At 65.6% G+C, this 16,780-nt stretch carries 18 protein-coding genes; 4 read left to right on the top strand and 14 right to left on the bottom strand.

All coding sequences use genetic code 11. The features are described from left to right. Position 1: 1 nt before the first annotated feature. Positions 2 to 1,387: a glycine--tRNA ligase gene (locus QM615_RS09925; RefSeq protein WP_149406195.1), complete on the bottom strand. Its 1,386-nt coding sequence runs from the start codon at positions 1,385 to 1,387 to the stop codon at positions 2 to 4. Positions 1,388 to 1,571: 184 nt separating this feature from the next. Between QM615_RS09925 and QM615_RS09920 the strand changes: the two genes are divergently transcribed. Together QM615_RS09920 and QM615_RS09915 are read left to right on the top strand one after the other, a co-directional pair. Beyond that, positions 1,572 to 2,033, top strand: a complete 462-nt coding sequence (locus QM615_RS09920) for an ArsR/SmtB family transcription factor (RefSeq protein WP_306437454.1) — start codon at positions 1,572 to 1,574, stop codon at positions 2,031 to 2,033. Then, on the top strand, positions 2,030 to 2,470 hold the full coding sequence (locus tag QM615_RS09915; RefSeq protein ID WP_037193030.1) for a Fur family transcriptional regulator: 441 nt from the start codon (positions 2,030 to 2,032) through the stop codon (positions 2,468 to 2,470). The genes QM615_RS09920 and QM615_RS09915 overlap by 4 nt, the downstream gene beginning before the upstream one ends. A gap of 6 nt (positions 2,471 to 2,476) precedes the next feature. Here the strand turns inward: QM615_RS09915 and QM615_RS09910 are convergent, their stop codons facing one another. Genes QM615_RS09910 through recO form a run of 4 tightly spaced genes read right to left on the bottom strand, consistent with a single transcriptional unit; the run spans position 2,477 to position 5,540 of the window. After that, a complete protein-coding gene (locus QM615_RS09910) occupies positions 2,477 to 3,469 on the bottom strand; it encodes an iron-siderophore ABC transporter substrate-binding protein (RefSeq protein ID WP_149406196.1) in 993 nt (330 codons plus the stop codon). Between the two features lie 50 nt (positions 3,470 to 3,519). Further along, entirely contained in the window at positions 3,520 to 3,939 is a 420-nt protein-coding gene (locus QM615_RS09905; protein ID WP_149406197.1) for a hypothetical protein, read from the bottom strand. After that, entirely contained in the window at positions 3,932 to 4,750 is an 819-nt protein-coding gene (locus tag QM615_RS09900; RefSeq protein ID WP_149406198.1) for an isoprenyl transferase, read from the bottom strand. Before QM615_RS09900 ends, QM615_RS09905 begins: the two co-directional genes overlap by 8 nt. Further along, complete coding sequence (gene recO, locus QM615_RS09895) at positions 4,707 to 5,540, bottom strand: DNA repair protein RecO (protein WP_149406199.1); 834 nt, start codon at positions 5,538 to 5,540, stop codon at positions 4,707 to 4,709. Before recO ends, QM615_RS09900 begins: the two co-directional genes overlap by 44 nt. A 72-nt stretch (positions 5,541 to 5,612) precedes the next feature. Here recO and QM615_RS09890 point away from each other — a divergent pair, with 72 nt between their 5' ends. Beyond that, complete coding sequence (locus QM615_RS09890) at positions 5,613 to 7,034, top strand: amidase (RefSeq protein ID WP_149406200.1); 1,422 nt, start codon at positions 5,613 to 5,615, stop codon at positions 7,032 to 7,034. Between the two features lie 77 nt (positions 7,035 to 7,111). On the opposite strand, the gene era is transcribed toward QM615_RS09890, so the two are convergent. From era to hrcA, 8 genes are all read right to left on the bottom strand, one after another. Continuing rightward, positions 7,112 to 8,026: a GTPase Era gene (gene era / locus QM615_RS09885; RefSeq protein ID WP_068052356.1), complete on the bottom strand. Its 915-nt coding sequence runs from the start codon at positions 8,024 to 8,026 to the stop codon at positions 7,112 to 7,114. A 15-nt stretch (positions 8,027 to 8,041) separates the two neighbouring features. Beyond that, on the bottom strand, positions 8,042 to 9,364 hold the full coding sequence (locus QM615_RS09880; protein ID WP_149406201.1) for a hemolysin family protein: 1,323 nt from the start codon (positions 9,362 to 9,364) through the stop codon (positions 8,042 to 8,044). Positions 9,365 to 9,404: 40 nt separating this feature from the next. After that, positions 9,405 to 9,947 (bottom strand): rRNA maturation RNase YbeY, encoded by a 543-nt coding sequence (gene ybeY, locus QM615_RS09875; protein WP_068052336.1) that lies wholly within the window; start codon positions 9,945 to 9,947, stop codon positions 9,405 to 9,407. A 53-nt stretch (positions 9,948 to 10,000) separates the two neighbouring features. After that, entirely contained in the window at positions 10,001 to 11,044 is a 1,044-nt protein-coding gene (locus QM615_RS09870) for a PhoH family protein (protein WP_032394544.1), read from the bottom strand. Positions 11,045 to 11,137: 93 nt separating this feature from the next. Further along, on the bottom strand, positions 11,138 to 11,893 hold the full coding sequence (locus tag QM615_RS09865) for an alpha/beta hydrolase family protein (protein ID WP_149406202.1): 756 nt from the start codon (positions 11,891 to 11,893) through the stop codon (positions 11,138 to 11,140). Then, entirely contained in the window at positions 11,890 to 12,663 is a 774-nt protein-coding gene (locus QM615_RS09860) for a 16S rRNA (uracil(1498)-N(3))-methyltransferase (RefSeq protein WP_149406203.1), read from the bottom strand. Before QM615_RS09860 ends, QM615_RS09865 begins: the two co-directional genes overlap by 4 nt. A 3-nt stretch (positions 12,664 to 12,666) precedes the next feature. Further along, on the bottom strand, positions 12,667 to 13,827 hold the full coding sequence (gene dnaJ / locus QM615_RS09855; protein WP_094669153.1) for a molecular chaperone DnaJ: 1,161 nt from the start codon (positions 13,825 to 13,827) through the stop codon (positions 12,667 to 12,669). 98 nt (positions 13,828 to 13,925) lie between these two features. Beyond that, a complete protein-coding gene (gene hrcA / locus QM615_RS09850) occupies positions 13,926 to 14,969 on the bottom strand; it encodes a heat-inducible transcriptional repressor HrcA (protein WP_027497502.1) in 1,044 nt (347 codons plus the stop codon). Between the two features lie 133 nt (positions 14,970 to 15,102). Between hrcA and QM615_RS09845 the strand changes: the two genes are divergently transcribed. After that, positions 15,103 to 15,408, top strand: coding sequence for a type II toxin-antitoxin system VapB family antitoxin (locus QM615_RS09845; protein WP_008715485.1), 306 nt, complete (start codon positions 15,103 to 15,105; stop codon positions 15,406 to 15,408). 9 nt (positions 15,409 to 15,417) lie between these two features. Here QM615_RS09845 and hemW read toward each other — a convergent pair whose 3' ends face one another. Continuing rightward, a complete protein-coding gene (gene hemW / locus QM615_RS09840; protein ID WP_149406204.1) occupies positions 15,418 to 16,629 on the bottom strand; it encodes a radical SAM family heme chaperone HemW in 1,212 nt (403 codons plus the stop codon). Between the last annotated feature and the right edge of the window lie 151 nt (positions 16,630 to 16,780).

The raw sequence follows: 16,780 nt of genomic DNA, 5'->3' as shown, positions 1-16,780 counted from the left end.
CTTACGCGCCGATCAGACGGGACGCGATGTAGCCCTCGACCTGATCGAGTGCCACACGCTCCTGCGCCATGGTGTCGCGCTCGCGGATGGTGACGGCGTGATCGTCGAGAGTCTCGAAGTCGACGGTGATGCAGAACGGCGTGCCGATCTCGTCCTGACGACGGTAACGGCGACCGATGGCTCCGGCGTCGTCGAATTCGACGTTCCAGTACTGACGCAGTTGCTGCGCGAGATCTTTCGCCTTGGGCGTCAGATCGGCGTTACGCGAGAGCGGGAGCACCGCGACCTTCACCGGGGCCAGACGACGGTCGAGCTTGAGCACGACGCGCTTGTCGACGCCGCCCTTGGCGTTGGGTGCCTCGTCCTCGGTGTACGCGTCGACGAGGAACGCCATCAGCGAACGCGTCAGACCGGCCGCAGGCTCGATGACGTACGGGGTGTAACGGGTGTCGGTGGCCTGCTCGTAGTAGCTCAGATCCTGGCCCGACGCCTTCGAGTGCACCGAGAGGTCGTAATCCGTGCGGTTCGCGATGCCCTCGAGCTCACCCCACGCGCTGCCCTGGAAGCCGAACTTGTACTCGATGTCCACGGTGCGCTTGGAGTAGTGCGACAGCTTTTCCTTGGCGTGCTCGTAGAGCCGCAGGTTCTCCGGGTCGATACCGAGGTCGGTGTACCACTTCATGCGGTAGTCGATCCAGTACTGATGCCACTCGTCGTCCTCGCCCGGCTTGACGAAGAACTCCATTTCCATCTGCTCGAACTCACGGGTGCGGAAGATGAAGTTTCCGGGCGTGATCTCGTTACGAAAGCTCTTGCCGATCTGGCCGATGCCGAACGGCGGCTTCTTGCGTGAGGTGGTCAGCACGTTGGCGAAGTTGACGAAGATGCCCTGTGCGGTCTCGGGACGCAGGTAGTGCAGGCCCTCTTCGTTGTCGACCGGGCCGAGGAAGGTCTTGAGCAGGCCCGAGAATGCACGCGGTTCGGTCCAGGAGCCGGGCTCACCGGTTTCGGGATCGCGAATGTCGGCGAGGCCGTTCTCCGGCGGGTGGCCGTGCTTTTCCTCGTAGGCCTCGATGAGGTGGTCGGCGCGGTACCGCTTGTGCGTGTGCAGCGACTCCACCAGCGGGTCGGAGAACGTCTCGACATGGCCCGACGCCTCCCACACCTCACGCGGCAGGATCACCGAGGAGTCCAGCCCGACGGTGTCGTCACGGCTGGTGATCATGTTGCGCCACCACTGCTTCTTGATGTTCTCCTTGAGCTCGACGCCCAACGGACCGTAATCCCAGGCCGACCTGGTACCGCCGTAGATCTCGCCGCACGGGTAGACGAGGCCTCTGCGCTTGGCGAGGTTGGCGACGGTTTCGACTTTGGACTTGGGTGCCACTGGCGGAGCTCTCCATCTTCGGTTACATCGTGTAAGAGGTGACGTGGGCGTTTTCGCCCTGATCAGACTATCTGGCTCGGCGGTCGAATCCGAACAGCGGTCGAGTGCGGAAGTTGACATGCGCACTTGTGCATATCACAATGAATACGATTTGCAATAACAACTACCGCACTAACCTGGTGCCATGACGTCGATCGTGCAGGGAGAGTCCGCCGGCAACGAACCGGCGGCCGAAGGAGCCGCAACCGTGTCCACGGACTCGACAGTGGAAGCAAGTTCGCCCCACCGGCAAGACCCCGAGCATCCGTTGCACTCCGGCGATCCGTTCGCCGACGCTCCCCCGGCTCACATTCCGCCGAAGGAAACTCTGGCTGCGGCAGGCGACATCCTGCGGGCACTGGCGGCCCCGGTACGCATCGCCATCGTGCTGCAGCTGCGCGAGTCCGAGCGGTGCGTCCACGAACTCGTCGTCGCCCTCGGTGTCACGCAACCGTTGATCAGCCAGCACCTTCGGGTACTGAAGGCAGCGGGTGTGGTGCGCGGAGAACGCAACGGACGCGAGGTCCTGTACCGGTTGGTCGACGATCACCTCTCCCACATCGTCGTCGACGCCGTGGCCCACGCCGAGGAAGGCCGGAACCTGTGACCGACAAGTCCACCGACACCGCCACCCCCAGACGACCCGTCGTCGTCGGGGTGCGAGCCACCAAGCAGCGCAGCGCGATCTCGGACCTGCTCGACACCATCGAAGAGTTCAAGTCCGCACAGGATCTGCACGACGAATTACGCAAGCGCGGTGAGGGTATCGGCCTCACCACGGTGTATCGCACACTTCAGACCTTGGCGGACGCCGGGACGGTCGACGTACTGCGCACCGACAACGGGGAGTCGGTCTACCGGCGCTGCTCCTCGGGACATCACCATCACCTGGTGTGCCGCTCGTGCGGTTTCACCGTCGAGGTGGAAGGCCCCACTGTCGAGAAGTGGTCGCAGAGCGTCGCCGAATCCAACGGTTTCAGCGACGTCAGCCACACGATCGAGATTTTCGGCACCTGCAGTCAGTGCAGCGCTGCCGCTCGCTGAATCCGCTCAGGCGACGGCGTCTGCCACGCGAGGCACCACCGCGTCGATGGCGAACGGAATCGACAGCACCGAGTTGTACGTGATCGCTCCACGCTGATCGATGGACAACGGAACGATGGCATCGTTTCGGGCGGCTGTCAGCGTTCCGAAGATCGGGTTCTCGGCCACGACGTCGATGTCGTCGCCGGTACCGAGGTAGAGCACCACGTCGGCGTCGAGCTGCGAGATGTTCTCTGCCGAGACCGGAACGAAGAAGTTGGTCCCGTCGTCCTGGGCCAGAATCGGTTCCGGAATCTCGAAGCCCAGCGAGGTGACGAACGTGCCGCGGGCATCACCGGGCAGATATGCACCGAATTGGCCGTCGTACGGAAGCACCACGGCTGCAGTCTTACCCGCGAACTCCGGATGTGCGGCTCGCACCTGTTCGAGCGCAGCGGTGGTCTGCGCGTTCAGCTCCTCGCCACGTTCTGATTCGCCCAGTGCGCGAGCGATCGTGTCGGTGGCCACCTCGCGATCGACGGCGTAGGCGGCCGATCCGGCCGGTCGAGCGACCGTCGGGGCGATGTCACTGAGCCTGGCGTACGTGGCCTCGTCGAAGCCCGCGTTGAGCCCGGTGATCAGATCCGGTGCCAGCGAGGCGATCAGCTCGAAGTTCGGCTCGGACTCGGAGCCCAGCAGCGTCAACGGTGCGTCCCCCACCAACTCGTCGGTCCACGGACCCAGTCCGGTTTCGTAGAACGTGTACCCGGCGTTGCCGACGGGTACTGTGCCGAGCGCGATGACGGCATCGGCGTCGGACACCCCGAGCGTGACGATGCGCGTGGGCTTCTCGGCGATGGTCGTGCTGCCGTAGATGTGATCGATGACGACCGGGAATACTCCGTCCGCCGATTGCGTCGCCGTGTCGCCGGTGTCGGCAGTCGAGCAAGCCGTCAGGGCGACACCGAGGGCGATCACCGCCACCACCGCCGTGAGCATTCGGGTCCACCGCACAGTCATCGCATCCGCCTCTACTGGGAAGTAAGTACAGGCAAACCTTAGCTGACCGATCAGGGCAGTAGGCCCTCGCGCGCCTTTTCGACTCCGGCGAGCACCAGGATGAGCATCGTCAGCATCGCCTCGTCGTCCAACCCGTTCGCAGGAAAGGTGTAGCGCAACAGCACATCCGCGAGCTTGTCGTGAGTATTGACCGAGATGGCACCGAACTGCGAATCCGCATTGCGGTCGGCGACTTTCTTGTGCAGAGCCGGCTTCAACGGCCGGTCCCACGCCAGAACTGCAGTGAGCGAGAGCACCTCGAGGTCGGGCGAGAGTCGCACGGCACGCAGCGAGCACAGAGCACCCGCATAGTCGAAACCGAGAGAACCCTCCTCACCGAGTGTGACCGTCGCGAACTGCGAGAGCGCCAACTGGGCACGGGTCTGCAACGAAAGCCCCTCGTCCGGCGTCCCGTTCGCGGTGTCACTCATACTTGACTCCACCGAATCGTCGGTCCCGCGAGGCGTATTCGATACACGCCTCCCACAGATCCCGACGGTCGAAATCCGGGAAGAGCTTCTTCTGGAAGACAAACTCCGCGTAGGCCGACTGCCACAGCAGAAAGTTCGACGTCCGCTGCTCCCCCGACGGACGCAGGAACAGATCCACGTCGGGCATATCCGATTCGTCGAGGTACTTGGCGACGGTGGCCTCGGTGATCTTCTCGGGGTTCAGCTTGCCCGCAGCCACCTGCCTGGCGATTTCCCTTGTGGCGTCCGCAATCTCGGCCCGGCCACCGTAGTTGACGCACATCGTCAACGTCATCACGGTGTTGTGCTTCGTCAACTCCTCGGCGACTTCGAGTTCCTTGATGACGCTGCCCCACAACCTCGGTCGACGGCCGGCCCAGCGAACCCGGACCCCCATCTCGTTCATCTCGTCGCGCCGCCGACGAATGACGTCACGATTGAAGCCCATCAGGAACTTGACCTCGTCGGGACTGCGCTTCCAGTTCTCCGTCGAGAAGGCGTACGCGGACAGCCACTGCACCCCGATCTCGATGCACCCGCAGACGGTGTCCATGAGCACCGCTTCACCCTGCTCGTGTCCTGCGGTGCGCGGCAGACCGCGATCCTGTGCCCACCGACCGTTGCCGTCCATCACCAGTGCGACGTGGCGAGGTATCAGTTCCGGCTGCAGGATCGGCGGACGAGCGCCCGACGGATGCCGATCGGGAGGGCGCACCGTCGACTGTTCGTCAGGCCGAGGCCCCTGCTCTCGTCGTCGAATCACGGTTCCCATCCTGCCCGACGGTGTCGGCGAACACGGAGTCAGGTTGCGCCAGCGGTACCTGATGCGGGTGCGAGCGTTCGATGAGCGGAAGCGTGCGCAGCTGTCGTTCCAGATGCCATTGCAGATGCGCCGCCACCAGTCCACTGGCCTGCTTGCGGACGGCATCGGAGGTGGTGACGGTGTAGTCCCATTCCCCGCGCTCGAGCGCAACCATCAGATCGAGAACCCCGGTCGACGGCGTCGCCGATCCCGGCGGTCGGCAATGCACACACACGGCTCCACCGGCCGCGACATGGAACGCTCGATGTGGGCCCACCGCTGCGCACCGCGCGCAGTCGGTCAGTGCGGGAGCCCATCCGGCGAAACCCATCGCGCGCAGCAGGTACGCGTCGAGCACCAGCTCGGGAGGCCTGACGTGCTGTGCGAGGGCACGCAGGGCACCGACGGTCAACTGATGCAGCCGCTGCGCGGGTGCATGCTCCTCGCCCGCCAGCCGTTCGGCAGTTTCGAGAACCGCGCAACCGGTGGTGTAGCGACCGTAGTCGGCCACGATGTCTCCGCCGAACGCGTCGACCGTGTGCACCTGGGTGACGATGTCGAGGTTGCGTCCCGGATAGAGCAGAACGTCGATGTGCGCAAACGGTTCCAGCCGCGCACCGAACTTGGATTTGGTGCGGCGAACTCCCTTGGCAACGGCCCGCACGATTCCGTTCTCCCTGGTCAACAACGTGACGATGCGATCGGCCTCACCCAGCTTGTGCTGGCGCAGGACGACTGCGTTGTCACGGTATGGCCTCACGTCATCCAGTGTCCCACGCGGGCTGCGGCGGTGACCGTTCCCGCGCTGACGAGGAGTCGATACTGTGCAGGCGTGGATTTCCATCGGTCGACTCTCGTTGCTCAGGCTGCCGCTCTCGCGTCGGGTCGCATCACGTCGGTACAGGCGGTTTCCGAATCACTCGATCGCATCGAGAAGAGCCAACCCACGCTCAACGCGTTCCGCATCGTGCGCCGCGATGCAGCCCTCGCCGAGGCGGCCGAAGCGGATCGTCTGCGGGCCGCCGGCACCACCGCTCCCCTGCTCGGCGTTCCCGTTGCCGTCAAGGACGACGTGGACGTCACCGGGGAACCGACCGCCTTCGGATGCGCGGGCAACTTTCCACCTGCCACCACGGATTCGGAGGTGGTACATAGACTGCGTGCGGCCGGAGCCGTCATCGTCGGAAAGACCAACAGCCCGGAGCTCGGCCAGTGGCCGTTCACCGGCGGTACCTTCGGGCACACCCGCAATCCGTGGGACCGTGAGCGCACTCCGGGCGGCTCCTCGGGTGGCAGTTCTGCCGCGGTGGCTGCCGAATTGGTCTCTGCCGCTCTGGGTTCCGACGGTGCCGGCTCGGTGCGGATTCCGGCCTCGTGGACCAATCTCGTGGGGATCAAGCCGCAACGCGGACGCATATCGTCGTGGCCGGAGCCCGAGGCGTTCAACGGCATCACCGTCATCGGCCCGCTCGCGCGTACCGTGGCCGACGCGGCACTGCTCCTCGACGTGGTCTCGGGCAGTCACGACGGAGATCTGCATCGTCCGACGCCGCTGACGGTCTCCGATGCCGTCGGACGCAACCCCGGTTCGCTGCGGATCGCGCTGAGCCTGCGTAAGCCGTTCATTCCGACGCCTGCCCCGCTGGACCCGGAGATCGCTGGTGCCGCTTATCAGATGGCCGCGGTACTGCGGCTACTCGGGCACCGAGTGGTCGTCGACGATCCGGCATACGGAATGTTGTTGGGGCTCAACTTCTTACCCCGCTCACTGGCAGGTGTGGCGACCTGGCTCGACCGTCTCCCCGATCCGTCTCTCGCCGACCCACGCACCCGAGCCAACGCCAAGAGCGGCCGGGCTCTGGCCGGGGCACCGCTGCGCGCAGCACGCGCCGCCGAACCTCGCATCGGGCGTCGTGTCGGCCGGTTCTTCGACGAGTACGACATCGTGCTCGCCCCGACGACCGCCACCCCGCCGCCCCGGATCGAGGCCATCGACGGCATCTCCAACGCCGACACCGATCGAGTCATCACCGAGCACTGCCCCTACACGTGGCCGTGGAACGTGCTGGGGTGGCCGAGCGTCAACGTGCCCGCAGGATTCACCGCCGCCGGCCTACCTATCGGCCTGCAGTTGATGGGCCACGAATCCTCCGAGCCGCTGCTCGTTTCCGTTGCCGCTCAACTCGAGAACGTGCTGCAGTGGCACCGCAAGCGCCCCGATCCCTGGTGGACCCAGGTGAGCGAAACCTCGTAGCCCACTACGGGACAGGAGTGAAGCCTGCGGAACGACCGATGGGTCCAGCCGTGCACATGCGGCGAAGCCGCTCCAGGTCAGAACCCGAGCTTGCCCATTTGCTTCGGGTCGGTCTGCCAGTCCTTGGCGATTTTGACGTGCAGGTCCAGGTAGATCCTGGTACCGAGTAGCTTCTCGATCTGCAGTCGCGACGCGGTGCCGACCTCTTTGAGTCGCGAGCCACCCTTGCCGATGATGATGGCCTTCTGACTCGATCGCTCGACGTAGAGGATTGCGTGCACGTCGAGCATGTTGTCGTGGCCTTCACGAGGCAAGACCTCGTCGATGACGACGGCAAGGGAGTGCGGCAGCTCGTCGCGGACACCTTCGAGAGCGGCCTCACGGATGAGCTCGGCCATGAGGACTTCCTCGGGCTCGTCGGTGAGCTCACCGTCGGGGTAGAACGCCGGGCCCGGTGGCAGTTCCGACGCCAACAGGTCGACGAGCTTCTCGATCTGCTCGCCCGATTCGGCGGACACCGGGATGACATGCGAATTCTCGCCGAGCAGCTTCGACAGCGACATCAACTGCTGCACGACGCGTTCCTTCTTGACCTTGTCGATCTTGGTGATGATTCCGATGAGCGTCGTCTTGGGCGCGATGTGCCGCACCTGTTCGAGGATCCACCGGTCGCCGGGCCCGATCTTCTCGTCCGCGGGGATGCAGAGTCCGATGACGTCGACCTCGGAGTAGGTGTCCTGCACCAGGTCGTTGAGGCGTTGCCCCAGTAGCGTTCTCGGTCGGTGCAGGCCGGGGGTGTCGACCAGGATCAGCTGGGCGTGCTCTCGGTGCACGATGCCGCGAATGGTGTGCCGCGTCGTCTGGGGACGCGAGGACGTGATGGCGATCTTCGATCCCACCAACGCATTGGTCAGCGTGGACTTGCCGGTGTTGGGTCGGCCTACGAAACAGACGAATCCGGATCGGAACTCACCGTTGTTCTGCTCGGACAAGAGCACCTCCAGATTTCAGTGTTGACGAGTGGCCTCGGACGAGCCGTCGTCCTCGGTGGAATCTTCTTCGGGTTCGAGCTTTTCGACCAGGACCGTGGCGATGCGGACGCGCCCCTTGGGATCTGCTCCACCTTCTCCACGCAGCAGCAGGCCGTGGGTGATCACCTGCGAACCGGGCAACGGTACTCGGCCGAGTTCGTAACCGAGGAGTCCGCCGACGGTGTCGACTTCCTCGGATTCGATGTCGATGCCGAAGATCTCGCCGAGGTCTTCGAGTGGCACCCGCGAGGACAGCCGATAGCGTCCGTCGTCGAGTTCCTCGATGGGCGCGACTTCGTCGGAATCGTATTCGTCGGCGATCTCGCCGACGATCTCCTCGATCACGTCCTCGATGGTCACCAGCCCGGCGATGCCCCCGTACTCGTCGACGAGCAGGGCCATGTGGTTGCGATCGCGCTGCATCTCGGCGAGCAGACTGTCGAGTGCCTTGGAGTCGGGAACGAAGACAGCCGGCCGCATCAGGTCGGACACCTGCACTCCGCGGCCACCGTCGGTGGAGTAATACGTCTGCTGCACAAGATCTTTGAGGTACACGACGCCGACGATGTCGTCCACGTTCTCGCCGATCACCGGAATGCGGGAGTGGCCGCTGCGCACAGCCAACGAGGTGGCCTGTCCTGCTGATTTGTCGGACTCGATCCACACCATCTCGGGGCGCGGGACCATGACCTCACGGGCGGAGGTGTCACCCAGCTCGAACACCGATTGGATCATCCGCCGTTCGTCGTCGGCCACGACGCCGCGCTCGCGGGCCATGTCCACCAGTTCCCGGAGTTCGATCTCGGAGGCGAAGGGGCCGTTGCGAAATCCCTTACCGGGGGTGATCGCGTTGCCGATGAGGATGAGCAGTCTGCTGATCGGTCCGAGGAGCCACCCGAGTGCACGCAACGGCAATGCGGCCGCCAACGCGATCGAGTACGCGTTCTGCCGACCGAGGGTTCGCGGACCGACACCGATCACGACGTAACTGACCAACACCATGGCCACCGCGCTGATCACCAATGCGGTGGTCGAATCGATCAACTGCGTCAGGCCACCCGCGAGCAACACGGTGCCGCCGATTTCGCACAGAATGCGCAGCAGCACCATCAGATTGACGTATCGCGGGCGGTCACCGACCACGACGACGAGGCCGGTGGCACCGGGGCGCTCGTCCTTGACCATGTCGTCGATTCGCGCACGTGAGACCGTGTTCAGCGCAGAATCGACGGCAGCGAACAGGCCTCCGAGAGGCACGAGAAGGACAGCGAACACGATGAGCGCAACAGCACTGCTCACGCGCTAGGACCCCACACTTGCACCTGTTCGACGACGCAGATCATCGGTCGAGTCCGTCGACGAAACCGGCCTTGCCGAGTAGCCTGGCGTCGCGGGCGGCCTGTTCGGCGGCCTCCTCCGCGCGCCTGGCGTCCTCGTACCATTCGGCCAGCAGACGGTTCTGCAGCTCGAACATTTCCTTCTCTTCGTCCGGCTCGGCGTGGTCGTAACCCAGCAGGTGCAGCACACCGTGCACGGTCAGCAGAGCGAGCTCGTGTTCGAGCGAATGCCCCGCTGCGGCAGCCTGATCCGCGGCGAACGACGGGCACAACACGATGTCGCCGAGCATCGCCGGCCCGGGCTCGGGCGCATCGGGACGACCGCCCGGCTCTAGCTCGTCCATCGGAAACGACATCACGTCGGTCGGGCCGGGCAGATCCATCCACCGCATGTGCAGATCTGCCATCGTTGCCGAATCCACCAGCACCATCGACAGTTCCGCAGCGGGATGCACGTCCATGCCGGCGATCGCGAACCGCGCGACCGAGACCAGCTCGGGTTCGGAGATGTCCATCCCCGACTCGTTGGACACTTCGATACTCATCTAGCCACTACCCACGCTCTCGTTGCCTGCATCTGTCGGTCCGTATGTCTGAATCATCTTCTCGCCGAACGCGGTCCACCGGTGCGGCGTTGCGCCCTGTTGGGAATGACGCCTTCCGATGTCGACTCGAACCGCTCGTAGGCGTCGACGATCTCCGAGACCAGGCGGTGGCGCACCACGTCGCTGCTGGTGAGCTGCGCGAAGTGGATGTCGTCCACGTCGGTGAGGATCTCCGAGGCTGCCCGCAACCCCGATCGCGCACCTCCGGGAAGGTCGACCTGGGTCACGTCGCCGGTGACGACGATCTTCGACCCGAATCCGAGTCGGGTCAGGAACATCTTCATCTGCTCGGCGGTGGTGTTCTGCGCCTCGTCGAGAATGATGAATGCATCGTTGAGAGTGCGTCCGCGCATGTAGGCGAGCGGGGCGACCTCGATGACGCCTGCTTGCATTAGCTTCGGGATCGCCTCGTCGTCCATCATGTCGTGCAACGCATCGTGCAGCGGCCGCAGGTAGGGGTCGATCTTCTCGTGCAGCGTTCCTGGAAGGAAGCCGAGCCGTTCCCCCGCCTCCACTGCCGGACGCGTCAGGATGATGCGGCTGACCTGCTTGGTCTGCAATGCCTGCACGGCCTTCGCCATCGCCAGGTAGGTCTTGCCGGTGCCGGCCGGGCCGATGCCGAACACGATGGTGTTGGCGTCGATCGCGTCGACATAGCGCTTCTGGTTCAGCGTCTTGGGCCGGATCGTCTTGCCGCGGCGCGAGAGGATGTCCAGGCTCAGCACCTCGGCCGGTGAATCCGAGACGCCTTCGGTGAGCATGGCGATCGATCGGCGCACTGCATCGGGAGTCAGTGGCTGAGCGCGCTTGGCCAGCGCGGCCAACTCGGAGATCACCCGTTCGGCAAGCGCCACATCGGCCACTTTTCCGGTGAGCGTCACGGCGTTTCCTCGTACGTGGATATCTGCCGTCAGCATCTGCTCGAGCGCCCGCAGGTTCTCGTCGGACTGTCCCAGCAGTGGCATCACTGCTTCGGGGGCGAGTTCCAGGGTGGACCGAACGTCACGCTCGGCGGGAAATTCGCTGTGTTCACTCACGTGGTGGCTATGGCCTGCTCTCTGGTGTCGGCTTCTCGGACGTGCATTTGGTATGGATCGAGTTTAACGCCGCAGCAACGATGCGCATTCCCATTACTCGCTGGTGGCACCGAGCACGGCGTCGAGCGAGAGCGCCCAACACCGGGAATCGGGATTCAGGAAAGCGAAGTGGTCTTCCCCCGGCACGGTCGTCAGTCGGGCGTCGTCTCCGGCAGCGCGCGCCAGCGCTACGTACCGCTCGCTCTGCGCCGCGGGCACCTGGATGTCCTCGGATCCGTGCAGGGCGATCGTCGGGATGCCGATGGGCGCGCGTGCCGCAGGCGAGGCCGACCGGTACAGCTCGGGGTCGTCCTCGTATCGGGCCTGCAACAGCGCCTCGACCGCCGGGTTCGTCCGTCCCGACGCACCGCGCGGCTCTAGATCGAGTACACCGGCCTGCGAGACGATGCGCGACGGGCGGACCTTCGTGCCGGTCTCGCCGCCGAGCCACACGGCCAGGTGACCGCCGGCGGAGTGGCCGATGACGCGGACGTCGTCGATCCCGACCGGGGCGTGCTGCTGCAGTTCCCCGGCAACCACGTCGAGTGCCGCAGTCACATCGGACTGCATCTCCGGCCAGTGCCCACCTGCGCCGACGCGTCGGTACTCGATGTTCCACGCCACCGCTCCGGCTCCGGCGACTGCGCGGGCGAACTGGGTGCCCAGATTGGACCCGTACTGTCCGCTCCAGAACCCGCCGTGTACCACCACGACCACCGGCGTCCGGTGATCCATCGGCTCGGCCGGCAGGTAGAGGTGGCCGAACTGCTCCGGATGATCGCCGTACGCGATCTTGATCCGCGCGCTCATGCGTTCTGGAAGTCGGGCGGGAGTTGGGTCCACCGCGAGGTCAGGACGCCCAGCGCGCCCAGGGCCACAGCTCCTGCCGTGGAGGTCCGCAGCACCGTCGGGCCCAGCACCACCGGCGTCGCACCCGCCTCGGTGAGAGCGGCGACCTCCCTGTCGTCGAGACCACCCTCGGGTCCGACGACGATCACGACCTCGGGAACCGAGTCGAACGGCAGGTCCCGGAACGCCGAAGTAGCCGCCTCGTGCAGCACGGCGACGATTCCGCCGCGCTCGACGACGCCGCGTACGAAGGTGTCGACCTCCCGCGAATCGTGCAGCTCGGACACCTCGGGGATGAATGCCCGACGCGACTGCTTGGCTGCTTCGGCCGCGGTGCTGCGCCACTTCGCGACGCCCTTGGCTGCCTTCGGGCCCTCCCACCGTGCGACGCATCGCGCGGACTGCCAGGGCACCACAGCATCGACGCCCGCTTCCGTGGCCAGCTCGACGGCGAGCTCCGATCGGTCCGCCTTCGGCAATGCCTGCACCAGCGTCACCACCGGAGTGGGGCGCGGCATCTCACTGCGCGATTGCACGGTCAGTTCGAGCCGGTTCTTCTCCGCTGCGGCGACGACCGTGTCGGCCAGGCCGCCCGCTCCGTCACCGAGCAACACCCGCTCGCCCACCCGGATGCGCCTCACCGTCGCGGCATGGTGTCCTTCCTTGCCGTCGAGCACCGCGAGCTCGCCGACGTTCGGTAGAGGCGAGAGGTAGAAGACCGTCGGGGCCATCGATCAGCGACCGCTGAACGCTTCCCGCAACCGCGAGAACAGGCCGCCGCTGTGCGCCGAACCGGTGGTGACGACCTCCGCCGAGTCACGGTCGCGCATCGACCTGAGCTGTTCGAGCAGATGGGTCTGCTTGCTGTCGAGCTTGGTCGGCACGATGACCTCGAGGTGCGCGTGCAGATCGCCGCGGATACCGGACCGCAGCTTGGGCATACCGTGACCGCGCAGCACCGTCGTCGAATTCGGTTGTGTGCCTTGCTCGATCGAGATCTCGGTGGGTCCGTCGATGATCGCGTCGATGTTGACCGAGGTGCCGAGAGCGGCGTCGACCATCGGAACACGGACGGTGCAGTGCAGGTCGTCACCGTCGCGCACGAACACCTCGTGCTGCTGTTCGACGATCTCCACGTACAGGTCTCCCGCGGGTCCGCCGCCGGGACCGACCTCGCCCTGAGAGGCCAGTCGAATGCGCATGCCGTTGCTCACGCCGACCGGCACCTTGACCGAGATGTCGCGACGCGACCGGACGCGACCGTCGCCGCCACACTTGCGGCAGGGGTCGGGAATGGTCTCGCCTGCGCCGCGGCAGGTGGGACACGGACGGCTGGTCATGACCTGGCCGAGGAACGAGCGCTGCACCGACTGCACTTCACCGGCACCGCCGCAGGTATCGCAGCGAACCGGCTTGGAGTCACCGTTGGTGCCCGAGCCCGTGCACAGGTCGCAGAGAATCGCCGTGTCGACGGTGATGTGCTTGGTCACGCCCGTCGCGCACTCGTCCAGGGTGAGCTTGGTACGCAACAGCGAATCCGCTCCCGGCTGGACGCGCCCCTTGGGCCCGCGCTGGGATCCGCCCGCGCCGCCGCCGAAGAACGCCTCGAACACATCTCCCAGGCCGCCGCCGAATCCGGCTCCACCGAATCCACCACCGCCGCCGCCTCCGCCGCCCTGCTGCAGCGGGTCGCCGCCGAGGTCGACGATGCGACGCTTCTCCGGATCGGAGAGCACCTCGTATGCGGTGGAGATGTCCTTGAACCGAGCCTGCGCGGCCTCGTCCGGGTTGACGTCCGGGTGCAGCTCTCGCGCCAGCTTGCGGTAGGCGCGCTTGATCTCCTGGTCCGTCGCCTGCTGGCCGACGCCCAAAGTCCCGTAATAATCCCGTGCCACGTCGTCTCTTTCGTCCTAGAAGATGAATCTCGTTCGGTGAAGCTGTGTGCCGGCCGGCCGTGCCCCCGCCGCCGGCGTTCGATCGGTTTTCGCTCGTCTCAGCGCTCGGCCAGGACCTCGCCGATGTACCTGGCAACCGCGGCGACCGACGCAATTGTTCCTGGGTAGTCCATTCGGGTCGGCCCGAGAACACCCATTCCTCCGAGGACCATGCCAGCCGACCCGTACCCGGTGGAAATCACCGATGTCCCGCGCATTTCCTCGACCTGCGTCTCCTCGCCGATCCGCACCGTGACGGTGCGGGTGTCCTGCGTCACTGCGAGCAGCTTGAGGACGACCACTTGCTCTTCCAGCGCCTCGAGTACCGCCCTGAGCGATCCGGGAAACCCCGCGTCGCCGGCGAAATCGGCGGCATTGCGCGTCAGGTTCGCCGTCCCGCCGAGAACCAGGCGTTCCTCGGGATGCTCGACCAGCGATTCCACCAGTACCGTGGCCGATCGAATCATCGCGTCGCGTAGCGCAGGTGGAGCGTTCTCGGCGAGTTCGGCCACCGCAGCCGATGCCGCCGCCAGACGCTTGCCCTCGAGTGCACCGCCGAGAAGACGCCGCAGCTGAGCAAGATTCTCGTCGTCGATGACGTCACCGAGTTCGACGATGCGCTGATCGACTCGCCCGGAGTCGGTGATGAGCACCAGCAGCAGCCGGGCCGGAGTGAGCGCCACCACTTCCAGGTGGCGAACCGAGGACGCCGACAGCGTGGGGTACTGCACCACGGCAACCTGCCGGGTCAACTGGGCCAACAAGCGGACGCCGCGTCGCAGCACGTCGTCCAGGTCGACGCCGTTCTCGAGGAACTCGAGGATGGCGCGGCGTTCGGCCGCGGACAGCGGCTTGACGTCCGCTATTCGGTCGACGAACTGCCGATAGCCCTTGTCGGTCGGCACCCGACCGGAACTGGTGTGCGGCTGCGCGATGTATCCCTCGGCCTCGAGCACGGCCATGTCGTTGCGCACCGTTGCACTGGACACCCCCAGGTTGTGGCGTTCGACCAGGGCACGTGAACCGACGGGTTCCTGGGTGGACACGTAGTCCGCCACGATCGCTCGTAGAACCTCGAACCGCCTGTCGTCGGTGCTCGACATCGGTGCCCACCTCCGTTCTCGTTTCCAATCGTCGCTCGAGTCTAGTAGCCGGCGAACGCATGCTCGTGCAAGGCCTTACTGTGGTCCGAGTGGAAACGTTCTTTCGATTCGGTCCAGCGGCTCGAGGCTCGCGATGATCTTCAAGGGTGTTCGTGACGGAAAGCCGTACCCCGAGCACGGTCTGTCCATCAGAGACTGGTCGAGAATCCCGCCACGCCAGCTGCGTCTGGACGAGATCGTCACCACCACCAAGGTGCTCGAGCTGGACAGATTGCTGTCCGAGGACTCCACCTTCTACGGCGATCTGTTCCCCCACGCGGTGCAGTTCCGCGGCGTCATCTACCTCGAAGACGGCTTGCACCGCGCAGTGCGTGCGGCACTGCGCAATCGAACGGTGTTGCACGCCAGGGTGTTCGACTACGACGCTCTCGGAGCCTGAACAGACTGTTCAGGCGGCAGCGATGGTGCGCACCACCGCGTCGGCCAGCAATCGGCCCCGGTCGGTGAGCACGAGTCGTTCTCCGCGGCGCACCATCAACCCGTCTGCGACGGTCTGTTCGGCAGCGGCGCGCTCGGCCGGCCCGAGCAACCTCATCGGCACTCCCGAGCGGAGACGGACGGTCAACATCAGCTCTTCCAGGTGTCGATCCTCGGCGCTGAGCAATTCGCTGCCGTGCACCGGTAGGTGTCCTGCGGCAAGGCGATCGGCGTACGCGGCCGGGTGTTTGACGTTCCAGAACCGGGTGCCGCCGATGTGGCTGTGTGCGCCGGGCCCAGCGCCCCACCAGTCGCCGCCGTCCCAGTAGCCGATGTTGTGGCGGCACTGCGCGTCGGCGTCGGTGGCCCAGTTCGACACCTCGTACCAGGACAGCCCTGCGGCGTTCATCGCCGTGTCGATGCGTTCGTATCGGCTCGCCAGCACGTCGTCGTCGGGTGCAGGCAACTCACCGCGGCGAACCTTGCGGGCCATGGCGGTACCGTCCTCGACGATCAGCGCGTAGGCCGAGACGTGGTCGACGCCGGCCTCGAGCACTGCCGCGAGGGACTGGTCCAGATCGCTGTCTCGCTCGCCGGGAGTGCCGTAGATGAGGTCGAGATTGACGTGCTCGAAACCGGCCGCGCGCGCTTCCTTTGCCGCGGCAACCGCTCGACCGGGCGTGTGGGTGCGATCGAGGACGGCAAGCACATGTGGTGCAGCGGACTGCATTCCGAGCGAGATGCGGGTGAAGCCCGAGTCGCGGAGCCGGTCGAAGAATTCCGGGGACGTCGATTCCGGGTTGGATTCCGTGGTCACCTCGCCGCCGTCGGTCAATCCGAAACTGGACCGAACCGCACCCAGGACGTCGGCAAGACCGTCGCCTCCGAGCAGCGAGGGCGTGCCACCTCCGATGAAGACGGTGTCTGCCGTCGGAACAAGACCCGTGCGAGCCTGCATCAGCCCCGCGGCGGTGTCCAACTCACGTCGCAGACCCTCCAACCAGGACTGCGGCGACGCCGATGTGCCCAGCTCACCCGCCGTGTAGGTGTTGAAGTCGCAGTACCCGCACCGCGTGGCGCAGAACGGAACGTGCACGTAGATCCCGAACGCGCGGTCCCCCACTCCGTCGAACGCCTCGGTCGGCAACTCGAAGGTGGGCGGGACGGGTACGACGGTATTCACGCCCTCCAGTGTCCCAGAGTTCGGGCTTACCCGATCCCACCCGCCCTGCCAGCCTATTTACCTCGAAATCGGGGTAAATAGCCGCCGCGGTCGTCCATCGCCCCGATGACGTGGCACAATGACTCCCGTGACCGACTCAGGAATTCGACTC

The sequence above is a fragment of the Rhodococcus sp. IEGM 1341 genome (assembly GCF_030056895.1).
In the GTDB taxonomy this organism is placed as follows: Bacteria; Actinomycetota; Actinomycetes; order Mycobacteriales; family Mycobacteriaceae; genus Rhodococcoides.
Note: the sequence above shows the minus strand (reverse complement) of the source record. Positions and strands in the feature narration are given on the sequence as shown.

Excerpts from the sequence above, each read along its gene's own strand:
- QM615_RS09860 (WP_149406203.1), bottom strand. The coding sequence starts at position 12,663 with ATGGCCCCGACGGTCTTCTACCTCTCGCCTCTACCGAACGTCGGCGAG.
- QM615_RS09910 (WP_149406196.1), bottom strand. The coding sequence starts at position 3,469 with ATGACTGTGCGGTGGACCCGAATGCTCACGGCGGTGGTGGCGGTGATC.
- hrcA (WP_027497502.1), bottom strand. The coding sequence starts at position 14,969 with ATGTCGAGCACCGACGACAGGCGGTTCGAGGTTCTACGAGCGATCGTG.
- QM615_RS09845 (WP_008715485.1), top strand. The coding sequence starts at position 15,103 with ATGATCTTCAAGGGTGTTCGTGACGGAAAGCCGTACCCCGAGCACGGT.
- QM615_RS09865 (WP_149406202.1), bottom strand. The coding sequence starts at position 11,893 with ATGAGCGCGCGGATCAAGATCGCGTACGGCGATCATCCGGAGCAGTTC.
- QM615_RS09900 (WP_149406198.1), bottom strand. The coding sequence starts at position 4,750 with ATGGGAACCGTGATTCGACGACGAGAGCAGGGGCCTCGGCCTGACGAA.
- QM615_RS09905 (WP_149406197.1), bottom strand. The coding sequence starts at position 3,939 with ATGAGTGACACCGCGAACGGGACGCCGGACGAGGGGCTTTCGTTGCAG.
- ybeY (WP_068052336.1), bottom strand. The coding sequence starts at position 9,947 with ATGAGTATCGAAGTGTCCAACGAGTCGGGGATGGACATCTCCGAACCC.
- QM615_RS09920 (WP_306437454.1), top strand. The coding sequence starts at position 1,572 with ATGACGTCGATCGTGCAGGGAGAGTCCGCCGGCAACGAACCGGCGGCC.